Annotated in this window: 19 protein-coding genes; 11 read left to right on the forward strand and 8 right to left on the reverse strand. The window is 45.0% G+C overall.

All coding sequences use genetic code 11. The annotated features are described in order from the left end of the window. The first annotated feature begins 36 nt into the window (after positions 1-36). The 3 genes from BEL05_RS15915 (at position 37) to BEL05_RS15925 (ending at position 3815) form a co-directional block, all read left to right on the forward strand. The gene (locus BEL05_RS15915) at positions 37-1668 is read left to right on the forward strand and encodes an ABC transporter permease (protein ID WP_028762398.1); all 1632 of its coding nucleotides are present in this window, start codon (positions 37-39) and stop codon (positions 1666-1668) included. Position 1669: 1 nt separating this feature from the next. Continuing rightward, a complete protein-coding gene (locus BEL05_RS15920; protein WP_069671778.1) occupies positions 1670-2698 on the forward strand; it encodes an ABC transporter ATP-binding protein in 1029 nt (342 codons plus the stop codon). A 181-nt stretch (positions 2699-2879) separates the two neighbouring features. Continuing rightward, positions 2880-3815, forward strand: a complete 936-nt coding sequence (locus tag BEL05_RS15925) for a Dyp-type peroxidase (RefSeq protein ID WP_069671779.1) — start codon at positions 2880-2882, stop codon at positions 3813-3815. A 40-nt stretch (positions 3816-3855) separates the two neighbouring features. On the opposite strand, the gene BEL05_RS15930 is transcribed toward BEL05_RS15925, so the two are convergent. Further along, complete coding sequence (locus BEL05_RS15930) at positions 3856-4311, reverse strand: cupin domain-containing protein (protein WP_028762395.1); 456 nt, start codon at positions 4309-4311, stop codon at positions 3856-3858. Between the two features lie 137 nt (positions 4312-4448). Continuing rightward, a complete protein-coding gene (gene argR / locus BEL05_RS15935) occupies positions 4449-4919 on the reverse strand; it encodes a transcriptional regulator ArgR (RefSeq protein ID WP_028762394.1) in 471 nt (156 codons plus the stop codon). Positions 4920-5228: 309 nt separating this feature from the next. On the opposite strand from argR, the gene mdh reads away from it, so the two are divergent. Next, on the forward strand, positions 5229-6164 hold the full coding sequence (mdh, locus tag BEL05_RS15940; RefSeq protein ID WP_069671780.1) for a malate dehydrogenase: 936 nt from the start codon (positions 5229-5231) through the stop codon (positions 6162-6164). Positions 6165-6239: 75 nt separating this feature from the next. Here the strand turns inward: mdh and ispB are convergent, their stop codons facing one another. Continuing rightward, positions 6240-7211 (reverse strand): octaprenyl diphosphate synthase, encoded by a 972-nt coding sequence (gene ispB, locus BEL05_RS15945; protein WP_028762392.1) that lies wholly within the window; start codon positions 7209-7211, stop codon positions 6240-6242. A 275-nt stretch (positions 7212-7486) separates the two neighbouring features. Here ispB and rplU point away from each other — a divergent pair, with 275 nt between their 5' ends. From rplU to BEL05_RS15980, 7 genes are all read left to right on the forward strand, one after another. Continuing rightward, entirely contained in the window at positions 7487-7798 is a 312-nt protein-coding gene (rplU, locus tag BEL05_RS15950; RefSeq protein WP_028762391.1) for a 50S ribosomal protein L21, read from the forward strand. Between the two features lie 15 nt (positions 7799-7813). After that, entirely contained in the window at positions 7814-8068 is a 255-nt protein-coding gene (gene rpmA / locus BEL05_RS15955) for a 50S ribosomal protein L27 (protein ID WP_011864676.1), read from the forward strand. A gap of 226 nt (positions 8069-8294) precedes the next feature. Continuing rightward, positions 8295-9458, forward strand: a complete 1164-nt coding sequence (cgtA, locus tag BEL05_RS15960; protein WP_028762390.1) for an Obg family GTPase CgtA — start codon at positions 8295-8297, stop codon at positions 9456-9458. A gap of 35 nt (positions 9459-9493) precedes the next feature. Further along, a complete protein-coding gene (locus BEL05_RS15965) occupies positions 9494-10255 on the forward strand; it encodes a threonine/serine exporter family protein (protein ID WP_081730615.1) in 762 nt (253 codons plus the stop codon). Next, on the forward strand, positions 10252-10722 hold the full coding sequence (locus BEL05_RS15970) for a threonine/serine exporter family protein (protein WP_028762388.1): 471 nt from the start codon (positions 10252-10254) through the stop codon (positions 10720-10722). Before BEL05_RS15965 ends, BEL05_RS15970 begins: the two co-directional genes overlap by 4 nt. A gap of 39 nt (positions 10723-10761) precedes the next feature. Then, positions 10762-11244, forward strand: a complete 483-nt coding sequence (gene folA / locus BEL05_RS15975; RefSeq protein ID WP_028762387.1) for a type 3 dihydrofolate reductase — start codon at positions 10762-10764, stop codon at positions 11242-11244. A gap of 85 nt (positions 11245-11329) precedes the next feature. Then, complete coding sequence (locus BEL05_RS15980) at positions 11330-11716, forward strand: DUF3718 domain-containing protein (protein WP_069671781.1); 387 nt, start codon at positions 11330-11332, stop codon at positions 11714-11716. 117 nt (positions 11717-11833) lie between these two features. Here the strand turns inward: BEL05_RS15980 and BEL05_RS15985 are convergent, their stop codons facing one another. From BEL05_RS15985 to pdxA, 5 genes are all read right to left on the reverse strand, one after another. Then, entirely contained in the window at positions 11834-13858 is a 2025-nt protein-coding gene (locus BEL05_RS15985) for a methyl-accepting chemotaxis protein (protein ID WP_069671782.1), read from the reverse strand. A gap of 107 nt (positions 13859-13965) precedes the next feature. Further along, complete coding sequence (locus tag BEL05_RS15990) at positions 13966-14790, reverse strand: symmetrical bis(5'-nucleosyl)-tetraphosphatase (RefSeq protein ID WP_069671783.1); 825 nt, start codon at positions 14788-14790, stop codon at positions 13966-13968. A 44-nt stretch (positions 14791-14834) separates the two neighbouring features. After that, a complete protein-coding gene (gene apaG / locus BEL05_RS15995; RefSeq protein WP_069671784.1) occupies positions 14835-15215 on the reverse strand; it encodes a Co2+/Mg2+ efflux facilitator ApaG/CorD in 381 nt (126 codons plus the stop codon). A 49-nt stretch (positions 15216-15264) separates the two neighbouring features. Beyond that, on the reverse strand, positions 15265-16074 hold the full coding sequence (gene rsmA, locus BEL05_RS16000) for a 16S rRNA (adenine(1518)-N(6)/adenine(1519)-N(6))-dimethyltransferase RsmA (protein ID WP_069671785.1): 810 nt from the start codon (positions 16072-16074) through the stop codon (positions 15265-15267). Continuing rightward, positions 16067-17074, reverse strand: a complete 1008-nt coding sequence (pdxA, locus tag BEL05_RS16005; protein WP_069671786.1) for a 4-hydroxythreonine-4-phosphate dehydrogenase PdxA — start codon at positions 17072-17074, stop codon at positions 16067-16069. The genes rsmA and pdxA overlap by 8 nt, the downstream gene beginning before the upstream one ends. Positions 17075-17079 lie beyond the last annotated feature (5 nt).

Here is a 17079-nt window from a genome sequence, read left to right on the forward strand (position 1 = left end):
CTGATAATTACGTCATAAAGCTAAATGGGATTATTGATGATTTTAGGTTTTTCTAAACGTTGGTCAATTATGGGGTATGTCATAGCCGCTGCGCTGACACTCCCTCTTGTTGCTATCCTACTTCAAGCTGCCACGCCCGACGAATCTGTTTTCGACCATCTGCTCGATACCGTTTTACCTACCTACATTAGTAACACTCTCATTTTAATGGTGTCAGTCTGTATTGGCGCGGCACTTATTGCGGTGCCTGCTGCGTGGCTAATCGCTCGTTGCGAATTTCCTGGACGGCACATTTTCCAGTGGGCGCTCTTGTTACCCCTGGCAATGCCAGCCTATGTTGTTGCGTATGTTTATACGGATCTCTTGGATTACGCGGGGCCTATTCAGCGAGGGTTACGATACCTATTTGGTTGGCAATCTCCTCAAGACTATTTTTTTCCTGATGTGCGAACCTTAGCGGGTGCATCGGTGATGTTGGCGCTGGTTCTATTTCCCTATATTTATCTGCTTGCACGTACGGCATTTATGGAGCAATCCTCAAGCCTTCAGCATGCAGCGAGGGTTATGGGCTGTGGACCTTGGCAGAGTTTTTGGCGTTTAAGTTTGCCAATGGCTAGGCCTGCTATTGCTGTTGGCGCGTCGTTAGTTGCTATGGAAACCGCAGCTGATTTTGCGACGGTTAGTTATTTTGCCGTGCCAACCTTAACGACGGCGGTTTACGATACTTGGCTGGGGTATGGTAGTTTAGCTGCCGCCGCTAAGTTGTCAGCGATTATGCTATTGGTAGTGTTTTGTATGATCGGCATCGAGCGCTTTGCCCGGCGTAAACAAAAACTGTTTCAAAAGCAGACTGAGCTCAACTATGGGGATCGGTATCAGCTAGGTAATATTAAAGCGTTGGGGGCAGGTTTGTATTGCATGGCCTTATTATTTTTGGCTTTCCTGCTACCCTTTATCATATTGCTACACTATGCGTGGGACTACTTCGATGTCAGTTGGAACAACGACTTTCTAAAATACAGTTTTAACAGTTTCTATATTGCCGCCATCGTGAGCCTGCTGACCGTGGCGATCGCAGTGATTTTAATGTTTGTACGACGTTGTAGCCCACGCCCAGTTGATCTACTGCCATCACGTCTGGCATCAACAGGTTATGCCTTACCGGGTACCGTTCTAGCGATAGGCATATTAGTTCCACTCACTTACCTCGACTTTGCCATTAATGACCTATATGCCTTGTTTGATACGCGAGGCCCTGGCCTACTTTTCAGCGGCACAGTATTTGTGTTGGTGTTTGCTTTTTCGGTGCGATTTGTCGCCATTGCGATTGGTAGTGTAGAAAATAGCTATAAGCGGATCAGTCCTTCGCTAGATATGGCGTCCGTCACCATGGGGTTAACACCTGGGGCGTTATTGCAACGAGTTCATTTACCTCTTCTTCGCAAGGGAATATTCGCTGGGCTGCTGTTGGTCTTCATCGAGTGCATGAAAGAGTTACCAGCTGCGTTGTTGTTAAGGCCTGTCGGATTTGAGAACCTTGCGACGTATGTTTATCAATTTGTCTCTGATGAACAGTTAGAGCATGGTGCGTTAGCGGCAATCGTTATTGTCCTTGTGGGGTTAGTGCCCCTTATCTATTTAAATCGTTCTTTGGAGCAGCGTACTTAAGATGTCGACGTTAACAATAGAAAACGTTCATAGTGATTATCGCGGACAAGTTATTTTGAATGGGCTGAGTTTGAATGTGGCGCAAGGAGAAATCGCTGCGCTCCTTGGTCCCAGTGGCTGCGGGAAGACCACATTGTTACGCGCTATCGCGGGGCTACAAGGCATATCCCAAGGCAAAATTGGCATCAATGGCCGATTACTTTCTGCTGACAAGCTGTTTGTTCCCAGTGAAGCCCGGGAAGTGGGGATGATATTTCAAGATTACGCTTTGTTTCCGCACTTAACGGTGGCTGAAAACGTGTTATTTGGCGTTAAGGCGTTAACGACGGCGGAACGTGCGCATCGTTTAGATGAGATGTTGACACTGGTCAAGCTGGATGGCTTAGGATCGCGTTATCCCCACGAGCTTTCGGGTGGCCAGCAGCAGCGGGTGTCAATTGCCCGAGCCTTGGCCTATGAGCCTGAACTATTATTGCTGGACGAACCCTTTTCAAATATCGATGCGAAAGTGCGTAATGAGATGATGCTTGAGATTCGTGCCATTCTAAAGCAGCGTAATGTTAGCGCTATTTTTGTGACTCACAGTAAAGATGAGGCCTTTGTGTTTGCGGATAAGCTGGCATTATTCCAAGATGGAAAAATCGCGCAATACGGTGATGCAGAGCAGTTATATTCAATGCCAAGTAATCGATATGTGGCTGACTTTTTGGGTGGCGGAAATTATCTTTCAGGCGAAGTGACTGGGGCTCATCATTTTTCTACTGTGCTGGGGGAGGTTCAAAGTACCACGCCGTTGGGTAACGGTGTTGGCAGCAGTGCAGAGTTATTACTGAGGCCTGAACAGATAACACTTGCTGCTGTTGCAGAAGGTAGCGCTGAAATCATAGAGAGACGCTTTCTCGGGAACATCTGTCATTATCGAGTGCAAGTAGGGCAAACTCTTTACGATATAAAGTCGGCGCTAACGACACTTGGAATAGGACAGCGGGTCAAGTTATCCGTAGCGCCTCATGGCTTGGTTCTGTTCTAAACCATTAATTTGATGGTGATGTAGCATTTTTGTAAACCATTATGGCTGCCTAGATGAAAAAACGTTACTCTACAAAGTTATTGGGGTTTCGTTTTACCGATTTGTGGGCTTGTTAGTACTATTAATCGCTAAAGTTTCGGATAATAGTGCCGAAATTGAAACTGGTAAAGGTAGGGTTTAAATGGATAGTCAGGTTATGCCACGTGAACAGCTGGGTGTGTGTGCTGAGGGGAATTTACACAGTGTCTATTTGATGTTTAATGCCGAGGATGGTATTGAATCACAACTGCGTCCTTGTGTTGCAAATGTAGCGCAATATATCTGTGAATTATCAGATCAATATACTGATAGCGCTTTTAATGGTTTTGTCGCCATTGGTGCCAACTACTGGGATAGCCTATATCCAGCTAAACGTCCTGCGCAATTAAGGCCTTTTCCTGCGATGAATGCTGATAATCGTGATGCGCCCGCTCACGAATATGACCTATTTGTTCACTTACGTTGTGACCGCTTTGACATACTTCACCTTGTTGCCAATGAAGTGTGCCAGATGTTTGAAGGTTTGGTTGAGCTGGTTGACGAAGAGCGTGGTTTCCAGTTCATGGATAATCGTGATTTAACTGGGTTTGTTGACGGCACAGAAAATCCTAAAGGTAGGCATCGCCAAGATGTAGCATTAGTCGGTGATGAAGACATTAGTTTTAAAGCGGGCAGTTATGTACATGTGCAGAAGTTTGCTCATAACCTGAGTAAATGGAATCGACTACCGCAGAAGAAACAGGAAGACATTATCGGTCGTACTAAGATTGATAATATTGAATATGCATCGGACGATAAGCCATTAACCAGCCATATTAAGCGGGTTAATCTAAAAGATGAAAATGGCAATTCAATGGAAATTTTGCGCCAGAGTATGCCTTATGGCTCAGTAAAAGAGCAGGGACTCATGTTTATTTCTAACTGTCGAAATTCGGTGAATTTTGAAAAAATGCTACACAGTATGATCCATGGCGATGCAGACGGTCATCATGACCACCTAATGCACTTCACTCAAGCGTTAACGGGGTCTTCATTCTTTGCGCCATCATTAGATTTTATGAATGACGCAGCCAACTGATTAGCGGCTTGAAAAAAACACACCCTAAGGTGTGTTTTTTTTACTCATCAGGGTCCCAATAGTTTGTCGGTCGTTTGGCGTAAATTTCATCGATTGATCTGACCTGCACTTTATTGTTTTCGGGGTACACCACCACATCATGCATATCCCGGTTACCAACGACCATAAAAACAAAGTCCTCATCTGAGTCGTTTCTTAGAGTGTGGGAAATCGCGCTATTGGCGTTGAAGCAGATATAGTCGCCTTGCTTAAAAGGGTGGGGAACACCGTTAATCAGTAGGGTCGCTTCTCCTTGCATAGCGTAGATATGCTCCTCCTCTTTAGTATGGTAATGCGCCACTGAAGAGAGTTTGCCTGGAGAGAGTTTCTCCATCGTCACCCCAATTTTTTCACATCCAGCCGCGTCGCCGATATGTTTTTGCTGACTGCTATAGTTATCGGAGTGTTGCCATGATTCCCAGCAAATATCATCGATATTAATTATTGTATTTTTCATCTAAGATCCTTAGCCAGCTTTCTACTACGTTCGGCCTATTAATCTCTCATGAAAGTGAAACTTATTCAATATATGGTATCCAATGTTGCTAAGCATAAAAAAAGACGCACTAGGCGTCTTCTTTATCATCAAGCCGTTTAATCGGCATAATTAAATAGTGATTTCACTGTGTCGAGTGTTTTGTCGATATCTTTAATGTTCGATGGACAAATGAAAATGGTGTCATCTCCGGCAATAGTACCTAAAATGCCTTCTGGTTTACCGATAGAGTCTAGAAGTCTCGCTATCAGCTGCGCTGCACCTGGGCTGGTTCTTACGACTATCATCGATTGATTATGGTCGACGTCGAGCACTAAGTTTTTAAGTGGACTTCCAGCTGTCGGTACACCCAACTCTGCAGGTAAGCAATACACCATCTCTTGCTTGGCATTGCGCGTGCGCACCGCGCCAAACTTACTGAGCATGCGCGACACTTTTGATTGATTGATGTTGCTGTACCCTTCGGCTTGAAGGGCATTGACGATTTCGCTTTGAGAGCCGAAGCGCTCCTCTTTTAAAATCGCTTTAAAGGTCTTAACAAGTTCGTCTTGATTTTTAGTTGCTTGCATAATTTATTTATTCTTTATTCACAAAACTGCTTTATTCTGAATAGCTTTGAATTATTTGTCAACGAATATTCGGATATGATGAATAATAATTCAGTTTGGTGTCTGTGTGGTGAGATGAGAGACATGTTGCGCAGATAAGGTAGGCACTATACGTTATTTGAGTCAAAATTAATAATTTAGAGCAAAAAGACAAAATATACGCTCACACTACTAAGGGATAATTGAATTATTGGTGTGATTACAGTAATGTTGCGCCATCGGTGAATTTAGATCTATATCACAAATATCCAAGAAATGACGGAGATAACTATGAAAGTTGCTGTACTTGGTGCCGCTGGTGGTATTGGCCAGGCTCTTGCCCTACTGCTTAAAACACAATTGCCTGCCGGCTCAAAACTGTCCCTTTATGATATCGCTCCTGTAACACCTGGTGTTGCAGTTGACCTTAGCCACATCCCTACTGCGGTTGAGGTGAAAGGTTTTGCAGGTGAAGATCCTACGCCTGCATTAGAAGGTGCAGATGTTGTGCTTATCTCTGCTGGTGTTGCGCGTAAGCCTGGTATGGATCGTTCAGATCTGTTCAATATTAACGCTGGCATTGTCAGAAACCTTGTTGAAAAGTGTGCGGCAACTTGCCCTAAAGCACTGATTGGTGTCATTACTAACCCTGTAAATACCACTGTGGCAATTGCTGCTGAAGTATTAAAAGCTGCAGGCGTGTACGACAAAAATCGTTTATTCGGTGTGACGACACTTGATGTTATCCGTTCTGAAACATTTGTCGCCGAAGCAAAAGGCTTAGATGTTGCGGATGTCAAAGTGAACGTGATCGGTGGCCATAGCGGTGTAACGATTCTTCCACTGCTATCGCAAGTTGAAGGTGTGAGCTTCAGTGATGAAGAGGTTGCAGCCCTTACTACTCGTATTCAGAATGCGGGTACTGAAGTCGTTGAAGCTAAAGCCGGTGGCGGTAGTGCAACACTTTCTATGGGTCAAGCGGCATGCCGCTTTGGTTTATCACTGGTTCGTGGCCTGCAAGGTGATGCCAATGTGGTTGAGTGTGCTTATGTCGATGGTGGCAGTGAGCATGCAGAATTTTTCGCACAACCGATTCTTCTTGGTAAGAATGGTGTTGAGCAAGTATTAGCTTATGGCGACGTAAGCGAGTTTGAAGCCAACGCGCGTGATGCGATGTTAGATACGCTAAAGGCTGATATTAAGCTTGGTGTTGAATTCGTTAAGTAAGCTAGACGAATCAATAAAAAAGGAGCCGATTGGCTCCTTTTTTGTTATTTAAATCTTTGCGTCATTAACCAATCATTAGTGATTGCGCGCGACAGCTATTCTAGCTAATGATATTAATGCTTGCTTGTAGTCGGACTCAGGAAGGATATCAAGCGCGTTAATGGCCTTCTCAGCCTCTTCTAGGGCTCTTGTTTCAGTATATTGAAGCGCACCACATTCATTGAGCGCATTTAAAATGGTTTCTATGTGGCCTGAGCCGTCACCTTGTTCAATGGCTTCGCGGATCAACTTTTTAGCTTCATCAGTGCCGTTAGCGATTGCATAGATTAACGGTAGTGTCGGTTTGCCTTCTGCCAGGTCATCACCAATGTTCTTACCTAGCTCTTCAGTTTCTGCAGTGTAGTCGAGTAGATCATCGGTTAACTGGAACGCAGTGCCTAAGTACTTGCCGTAATCGGCCAGCGCGGTTTGAACCTCTATGCTGCTGTCAGCAAGCACACCAGCAAGGCGGGTCGCCGCTTCGAATAGTTTGGCCGTTTTACAGTAGATGACTCGCATATAGCTGTCTTCTGTGGTGTCTGGGTCGTTACAGTTCATTAACTGCAGTACTTCACCTTCAGCAAGTACGTTAGTAGCATCGGCTAAGACTTCTAGCACTTGCATACTTTTAAGTTCTGTCATCATTTGAAAAGAGCGAGTGTAGAGAAAGTCCCCAACTAATACGCTAGCGCTGTTGCCAAACAATGCGTTGGCAGTTTCTCTGCCGCGTCGTAGCATGGATTCATCGACAACATCATCGTGTAACAGTGAAGCGGTATGGATAAACTCGACAATGGCTGCCAACTTAAGGTGTGCTTCGCCTTCATATGCAATGGCGCGAGCGGCTAGAATTGACAGCAGTGGGCGTAATCGTTTGCCCCCTCCATTAATAATATAGAAACCTAACTGATTAATTAGGGCTACATCTGATTCTAATTGCTTATAAATAAGCTGATCGACGGCTTTCATATCTACGTCAGCTAACTGACGGATGGCATTCAAATCCATATATAGGCTCTACTTTTAGGGTTGCAGCGTAATTCAGGCAGCCCAAATTAAGGCGAAAATGTTATAATGATTCGATTCTACCTAAAAATGTGTCGCAAGACAGTATTAGAAGACTAATGTGCGAGTAATTCCGATCTTTTTTTGATCAAAGTGAATTAGGGCTTGTCAGCTTGGTCTTCTTAGCGTAAACTCCGCGACCATTGTCATTAAAGCTTTTATAGCACCCAGCCAAACTAAAAAGGTCTGCGTGCTAGAAATATCGGAGTAAAATAGCTATGTACGCTGTTTTTCAAAGTGGTGGTAAGCAGCACCGTGTTGCTGAAGGCCATACTGTTCGTCTAGAAAAATTAGAAGTCGCTACAGGCGAAACTGTCGAATTTGACCAAGTTCTTTTGGTTGCTGACGGTGAGACTGTACACGTTGGTGCACCTTTAGTTGAAGGTGGTAAGGTTGTAGCTGAAGTTGTCAGCCATGGCCGTGGCGAAAAGGTAACTATCGTTAAGTTCCGTCGTCGTAAGCACCACGATAAGAAGATGGGCCACCGTCAGTGGTTCACCGAAGTTAAAATTACAGCTATCAACGCTTAATTAGGAGTCTAACTCATGGCACATAAAAAAGCTGGCGGTTCTACTCGTAACGGCCGCGATTCAGAAAGTAAACGTCTTGGTGTTAAGCGTTTCGGTGGTGAATCAGTTCTAGCTGGTAACATCATCGTTCGTCAACGTGGTACTAAATTCCACGCAGGTGTTAACGTAGGTATTGGTCGTGACCATACTCTATTTGCACTAACTGACGGTAAAGTTAAGTTTGAAGTTAAAGGTCCTAAGAACCGCAAGTTCATTAGTATCGAAGCTTAATCTTTAGCTAACCTAAGCTAGTTTATAAAGCCCTGCCTCTGGTAGGGCTTTATTGTTTATGAAGATTATTATCTGGTGAAAGAGCCGAACGCTACGCTCCAGCACCAGTTGAGAATCGATTTATTGATGCATAATGGGCGTCGATAGATCGGTAGAGCAATTGTTTTTTGGCGGTAATATTAGATAGGCAGTATAATCCGTCTATCGTGTGGTGCCTGGAGTTGGTATGAAGTTTGTCGATGAAGCTGTGATCAGAGTTGAAGCTGGTGATGGCGGTAGTGGTTGCGTGAGTTTTAGACGCGAGAAATATGTTCCGGATGGTGGTCCTGATGGCGGTGATGGTGGTGATGGCGGTAGTGTTTACTTACAGGCCGACGAAAACCTGAATACCCTGATTGAATTCCGTTTTGAACGCTTTCATTTTGCTGAACGTGGTAAGAATGGTCGCGGTCGAGACTGTACTGGCCATGGCGGTGAAGATCTTATTCTTAAGGTGCCGGTGGGAACACGCGCTGTGGATGAGGAAACTCAAGAAGCACTCGGTGATCTTAAGGTTCATGGTCAAAAACTACTTGTCGCGAAAGGCGGATTTCATGGTTTAGGTAACACTCGCTTTAAGAGCAGTACCAACCGTGCACCGAGACAAAAAACTTTGGGTACGCCAGGAGAGGTAAGAAGTCTTCGCTTAGAGCTTATGTTGCTCGCTGACGTCGGTCTTTTAGGTATGCCTAATGCGGGCAAGTCGACCTTCATCCGCGCCGTTTCAAGAGCTAAGCCTAAAGTTGCGGATTACCCTTTTACCACATTAGTGCCTAACTTAGGTGTTGTAACGCCACGACATGGCCAAAGCTTTGTTGTCGCTGATATTCCAGGCTTGATTGAAGGTGCGGCAGAGGGCGCGGGTTTAGGTATTCGTTTCCTCAAGCATTTAGAGCGCTGTCGTGTACTGCTGCATATATTAGATATTGAGCCGATTGATGGTAGCGACCCTGTCGATAGTGCTCGCGCTATTGTGGGTGAACTAGAGAAGCATTCACCATTGCTTGCAAGCAAGCCGCGTTGGTTAGTCTTTAACAAAACAGATCTATTACTTGAAGAGGAACTTCAAGAACGTATCGATCGCATCGTTAAGGAACTGGATTGGCAAGGCGATGTCTACACGATATCGGCTTATAATCGTGAAGGCACCCAAGAGCTTAGTCTTAAGTTAATGGATTTCATTGAATCCTTACCTGCTGACGTTGAAAAAGATCCTGATGCTGAAGTCGAGTTTAAGTGGGATAACTATCATCAACAGAGCCAGGAGGTCGTCAATGAAGACTTCGATGACGATTTTGATGATGATTTCGACGACGATGATTACGATGTTGAGATTATTTACCAGAGGTAGAGAACACTTACCTCTCGCCTCATTCTGAGATAATTGTGTACGCTGATACTCAAAATGATATTACTCGGCAGGTTGTTCGAGTAGCACAACTACTTCTGGCCTATGGCGCTGAATCTGAGCTCGTTGAAGAGATCAGTCAGCGCTTGGGGCAGGCCTTAGGTCTTGCGAGTGTCGAGATCTCCATCTCTTCCAACTCCTTGGTGTTGACAAGTCTTGTTCATGGGCGTTGTATAACAACCACTAGGCGGATCAGAGAGCATGGCATTAATATGACCATTATCTGTGAGTTACAGCGGATCTGCTTACTCACAGAGAAAGGGATATATGGCCTAAATGAAGTGCGCAAACGCGTTTCTCGCATCCAGCCCAGAGCCTATCCTAAACGCTATCTCATTCCTATGATTGGCCTTTCTTGTGGTAGCTTCTGCCATCTGTTTGGCGGTGATATCATGGCTGTGCTGATCACGATATTCGCATCATCAATCGGAATGTTTGTCAGACTTTCTATCGCTAAGCGTCACTTTAACTTATTAGTTAATTTTGCTGTAACAGCTTTCATCACGACGTTAATCGCGCAGCTTGGATATCATTTCGAATTGACTGAAACGCCGAGGCTGCCAATGGCGGCGAGTGTGCTGATGTTGGTGCCAGGCTTTCCGATGATCAATGCAATATCAGACATGGTAAAAGGCCATCTAAATGTTGGGATTTCTCGTTGGGGGCATGCGACTTTGCTGACCGTGTCATCAGTGATTGGCATCACTATTGCGATGCAGATAGGAGGCTTATTCTTATAATGGATTTACTGATAAAGCTACTTAATGACGCGTTGTTCTCATCTATTCCTGCCGTTGGTTTTGCTATGGTCTTTAATGTACCTAAGCGATTTTTACCTTATTGTGCGATGGCTGGGGCGTTAGGTCACAGTGTTAGGACCTTACTTTTGCATTTTCATATGCCTATTGAGTGGGCGACATTTATTGCCGCTGCAATCGTTGGTGTGATGACTATTGGCTTCGCTAAAAAACACCTAGCACCACCTCTTATGTATGCGGTCGCGGCAATTATTCCCATGATTCCAGGGACGTATGCATACAACACAGTTATTGCGTTAGTGCAGCTCACTGCTCAATCCGAGGTTAGTCCTGAATTGACGGCCGAGGTTATTAGTAATGGCCTTAAAACAGTATTCATATTAGGCGCTTTGTCTGTAGGGCTAGCAATGCCGAGTTTACTCTACTTTCGTACCCGACCTGTAATTTAACCTCTTATCTAAAGCGGCGATAGACCGTGGGAGATACCAATGAAAATAGCAATGATTGCTGCGATGGCAAATAACCGCGTGATAGGCAAAGATAACCAGATGCCTTGGCACCTACCGGAAGATCTGCGCCATTTTAAAGCTATGACGCTGGGGAAACCCGTTGTTATGGGGCGTAAGACATTTGAGTCTATTGGTCGTCCACTACCGGGGCGACATAATATTGTGGTGAGCCGTCAGCAAGAGCTCGTTATCGAAGGTGTCACCTGCGTGACCTCATTCGATGCTGCGAAACAGGCCGCTGGAGATTGCGAAGAGTTGGTGGTCATGGGTGGCGGTCAGCTTTATGCAGAGCTGCTACCCCAAGCCGATATTTTATATTTAACAGAAATAAATTTAGATACTGCAGGGGATACTTATTTTCCTCTGTGGGATGATGGATCTTGGCATATACTCAATGATGAATGCCATGTGAGCGATAAAGGCTTGGAATATCGCTTTATCAATTTGGTAAAAAAATGTTAAATTACGGTGTTGTCCTGAGTCATTTGTAGATTTAAGTTTTTGAAAATCTGCTAAATAAAAATAATAAATATTATAGGAGTACCCGATGCGTCTGTTACCTGCGACGATTGCTGTGGTTATTGCAGCATCTGTTTATACTGTTCCGGTACAAGCCAACGACCAGCTCGTTGCAAACATCTGTAACTATGTTCAAGCGGATGATAAAAACCGTTTACGCAAAAAGCTTAAAGAGGCACGTGTTAAATTACGCAATGTGTATCAAGGGATCACTTGTGATGGTGACAGCTTACTGCGTTTTGCGATGAAAAGCGGCGCGAATGATATTGGCGAATTTATGGCTAAGCGTTTATCTACCGATGATTTAAGCGTAACTGAAGCTGATGGCAGCACCGTGGTTCAATGGGCGGAAGCTAATGGACATGCTGGTAGCCCAGTTACTGCAGCGATTAAAGGTAGATTATCGGGTAATTAACTTGTATCTAAAATCTAAAATCTAAAAGCCGGACGAATGTCCGGCTTTTTTACTTTTATATAGCAATAAAAAAGGCCGAATTAAATTCGGCCTTTTTTCTCAGGTATAACATTTAAGCTAGACCTTAAATTCACCTACAGAGGCTTGAAGCTCTTCAGCTAACTGAGCGACTTGATGGCTAGATTGAGCTGTTTGGTCAGCACCTGTTGCCGTCTCCTCTGATATAGCAGCAATGTGCTCAAGTTTCTCTGATACCTGCTGGCTTACCAAGTTTTGTTCTTGGGCTGCATGGGCAATATGAGTGCCTGAGTCGTGGGCACTGTGAACCGCGTTACTGATGCTTTCAAGGGCGATATTGGCTTGCTCTGTTTTCTCTACACAGCTGGTAGCCTGACTACGTCCAAGCTCCATAACCGATACCGCTTCTTGGGTGCCTTGTTGCAGCACCTGAATCATCTGCTGGATCTCTTGAGTCGAATCTTGGGTCCGAGACGCTAGACTACGCACTTCATCAGCAACCACTGCAAAGCCACGGCCTTGCTCACCGGCTCTAGCGGCTTCAATGGCGGCGTTGAGTGCGAGTAGGTTGGTTTGTTCTGCGATTCCGCGAATAACGTCGAGGATAGAGCCAATAGATGCACTATCGGAATGCACTTTATTGATAACGTGTCCTGCTTTGGCCACTTCATCGGCAAGGGCTAAAATCGTGCGCTTATTCTCATCGGCGATCGCTCGCATATGCTGCGCTTCTTCGTCGGCTTGCTTAATTTGGCTAAGTGCTTCATCGGCACTACTGGTCACTTGCATGGCGCTTGAGCTGAGCTGAGTCGTTGCGGCCGCGACTTGGTCGACCTGGTTCTTCTGCTCTTGGATGCCAGCAGTGGTTTGCGCGGTAATCGCTGAGGTCTCCTCTGCGGCAGCCGCTAGCTGATTGGAGCGATCGAGTATGCCTTGGATTAAATTCCGCAAACTATCGACTAATCGGTTACAGTTACGCGATAGCTCTGCAAACTCATCGTGGCCAGAATCATCTAACTTATGGGTTAGGTTGCCAGATGCTAGGACATTAAGCGCATTGTTAACGTTGTCGAGCGAACGTTTGAGCGGGCGAATGACAGCAATACTTACCCCAATAGACACGAAAATAGCGATAACAACCAGTGCCAAGGTTTTAAAGCTCGCGCTATCAATATCGCTAATTGCCTTGGTGCTAATCGCTTGAGATACCGTTTCTATCTCTTTCGTTAGGTTGTCCATATCTTGGTTGACATCAGTGATATTATCTTCAACCTGATTGAGTAAGTTGGTTGCAGTGACATTGAGTGTGATCTGCTTTGCTTTACGTGCCTGAATAGCGTTAGGGCCATATAACATATTGAACACTTTTGCCGCTTCTTCGTTCACGCTATCTAGCATGTCCTGATCAATGACACCTTCCCAATGACGACTCACATATTCGAGCTTATTTTTTGCTTCACTAAGAATATAATCAAGTTCTTTCGTTATGGTCTCAGCTTTAGATTTATCTTTGGCGTTGACTAAGTCATAGCTGCTAGTGATGATGGTGCTGAAGCTGTTATCAATATTGCTAGCTGTTGCTGCAATTTCACGTTCGGTTGGGTCTTCACTGGTTTCCAAGTCGATAAGATCAAGTAACAAAGACGCAGTGTCATCGGCCGCCATCTCTAACTCATCTAACTGGTCAATGAGGGCTTCTTGTGTGATAAGTGACTGCTCTCTTGCCTTCATCATTTTAAGACTATTGTCATTAAACGCTTGATAGTGTGTTCGCAGTGATGAAATTTGCTTACCTAAGCCTTGTTGATGTCCCTGAATAATGCCACTCAATTTATCGAGCTGAGTCAAAAAACCATTGGCGTGATCACCAAACTGGTTCTGTATTTTTGGCAGTTCGGAGGAGAGTTTACTATGGTAAGCCACTAACAGTTGTTTCTCTTGCAAGGCAATGTTTTGAGTGAGGTGATTGCTAACTTCTAAAGCCGGAAGACTCAAATCTTGCAGCACGAGCGTACTGCTCTTGATGTTGTCATTGGTAATGAGTGAAGCAACCCCCAGTATTATTAACAATAGGGTTACAACACCAAATCCACCAATTACTCTAGTGGCTACATTCAATTTCATAGGGGCACTCCGATTTTTTTTGTTATATCCCTAATTATTAAAAATATTCTCAGGGCTAGGGCGGGGCATATTCTGCAAGCTTTATATCGGCCAGCAGCGAATCTAGTTTAACTCTTTTTTAACTTATTTTGGGTAATTTTTTGATCGGACTCCAGATGCCACAGGGTTAAATACTCCCCCCAGCAGCAACCAGTGTCTAAGGCTCGCATCGCAGGATTGTCCACTTTCCCCATTAACGCGGCCCAATGACCAAACACCAACTGATGGGTTTGATTGGCGAGATTGTTGTGGGTAAACCATGGTGTTAGGCCATCATGGATATCCTTGTTTGGCGGGAGTTTACAATCGAAATCTAGACTGCCATCGTTATGCAGATAACGCATCCGTGTCAGTGCATTAATGCAATAGATTAACTGCTTAGTGGCAGAAAGGTCTATTGACCACTGTGTGACGTCATTGCCATACATTTTTGAGATAAGCTGTTCAAGGTAATCTGGTGATTGGAGAGCTTGGCTAACAAGACTTGCTTGAGCAAGTGCGGTCTCTACATCCCATTGTGGGGGAATACCCGCATGGGACATCAGTAGCTTCGGCTGTTTCAATTCGCGGATTAATGGTTGTACTCTGATCCAATCTATAAGCTGTTCGATGTCGTCGGCCGCCAGTAAAGCAGACAAATTGTCGCTTGGTTTTGGCCGTTTCAATTGAGCGTGCACCGCGAGCAGATGCAGATCATGATTGCCCAAGACAACTTTTGCCGAATGTTCGAGAGATTTAAGGTATCGAAGGGTTTCGAGTGATTTCTCCCCTCTAGCAACCATATCACCCACAACCCACAATTCATCCCTAGATGGGCGGAAGTCGACCTTATCGAGAAGCAGCCTAAGTTCGTCGAAACAGCCTTGAATATCACCGACAAAATATGTTGCCATTTCTCTCTCTTTTAATGAACGTTATGGGATGAGGTCGCGTTTTGTTAGTGTAGCAATCCTGGAGCAGCTAGACGAAATGGCGCAATTTTGGCTTTAAATTCGGTGCCATCTTCACTGATCATAATGTAGTGGCCCTGCATCACAGCAAACGGTGTTTCGCATACCGTTCCGCTGGTATATTGATAGGCGGTATTGGGGGCGATCGTGGGCGTTTCGCCAACAACACCAGCACCTTGAACTTCGCTATGATGGCCATTGGCATCGGTAATGCACCACATACGGCTTTTTAAGGTCGCAGGTTTTTCACCGAGATTAACGATGGTGATGGTATAGCTAAAGAGATAACGCTCCTCTTCTGGAGAGGATTGCGCTTCAATATATTCGGTTTTTACCTCTATTCGGATTGAGGATTCAAGTTCAGTCATCGAGGGGTCCTAAAACGAAAGTTTGAGGGAGAGAGGCTCTCCCTTTTGATTAGCTGCTTTTCTTATCAAAAACTAAGTTAGCCATCGCGACGTACTGTTCAACACTTATCTGTTCGGGGCGTTTTGTCGAATCAATATTTAACAGCTTAAAGTCGTCATCGGTGAGCATCTGCTTTAAGTTATTGCGTAGCGTCTTACGGCGCATATTGAACGCAGTGGTACAAAGGTGTCTCAGTAGGTCAACGTCTTTACAAGGCCATGGCTTTTGCTTATAGGGCACCAGCCTGATGACGGCAGAGTCAACTTTTGGTGGCGGCGTAAAGCAGCCCGGTGGTACTTCGAGTACTGGCATCACTTGGCAAAAATATTGTGCCATTACTGTTAAACGGCCGTACGCTTTGGTTCCTGGCGACGCAGATAGACGTAATACCACCTCTTTTTGCAGCATAAAGTGCATATTCTCAATATGCTCTGCAAATTCGAAAAGATGAAACATCAGTGGTGTTGAGATGTTGTATGGCAGATTGCCAAATACTTTCATCTGCTTACCTTCTTCAACCAATTGGTTGAAGTCGAACTTCAATGCATCGCCTTGATGAATATCGAGTTTATCTTTTAGAAATGGGTGAGTTTTTAGCCTTTCAACCAGATCTTTATCGAGCTCAACAACGGTGAGTTTATCGATGCTCTCAGCGACAGGTTCTGTCAGTGCCGCTAGGCCTGGACCGATCTCAACCATTACGTGGTCATTATCGGGCGCAATCGCGCCTACGATACGGTTGATCACATTACTGTCGGTCAAAAAGTTTTGTCCGAAACGTTTTCTAGCGGTATGGCCTAAATGTACTTTATTACTCATTACTACTCTTCAAAGACTCGTTTTTAGTGGCTAGTTCAATAGCCTTGTTTAGTGCGCAGACGAAGCTGCCGATATCGGCTTCACCGGTTCCAGCAAGCGCAAGGGCTGTGCCATGATCGACTGATGTGCGAATGTAAGGTAAGCCCAATGTGATATTAACCGAACTGCCAAAGCCCTGCGACTTAAGTACCGGAAGGCCTTGATCGTGATACATGGCTAATACGACATCCGCATCTTCTAAATATTTTGGTTGGAATAAGGTGTCAGCAGGTAAGGGACCTATCAGACTTATTCCCTCAGCACGCAGTTCTTCAAGCGCGGGAGCAATAACATCTATCTCTTCTCTGCCAAGGTGGCCATCTTCACCTGCATGTGGGTTTAATCCACAGACATAAATTTTGGGCTGTTCAATGGCAAATTTTTCTACCAAATCATTGTGTAAAATCTTAATAATTTGATGTAAACGATCGCGGGTAATGGCTTTTGACACATAGGCGAGTGGAATATGTGTAGTCACCAGCGCAACCTGTAATCCTGGGGCTGCAAGCAGCATCACTACATCTTGGCAGTTAGCCTGGTGAGCGAAAAACTCCGTATGGCCACTAAATGGGATACCCGCTTGGTTAATAATCCCTTTGTGCACAGGCCCAGTCACGACGGCATCAAATTCGCCGCTCATATTCTTGTTGCCCGCATAGCTTAATGTGTCGATGACATAGGCACTATTTTGCTCATCCAGCGTGCCACAAATAGCTTCATTTGTTAGCTCAAAGGGAACAATGGTCAAGGTTCCGGCTTCTTGCGGTTTAGGCGGTTGACTCGGCTGATAGGGGCGCAGTTGAAGGGGCAAGCCAATTTTTTTGGCTCGCGCTGTCAATAAAGCTGGATCGGCACAAACAACAAGCTCAGCGGGCCAAGCGCGCTGAGCAAGTTGAATGACTAAGTCTGGACCTACACCCGCCGGTTCGCCGGGTGTGATTGCGATTCGTTTAGTCGTCAATATAA

The sequence above is a fragment of the Shewanella colwelliana genome (genome assembly GCF_001735525.1).
In the GTDB taxonomy this organism is placed as follows: domain Bacteria; phylum Pseudomonadota; class Gammaproteobacteria; order Enterobacterales; family Shewanellaceae; genus Shewanella; species Shewanella colwelliana.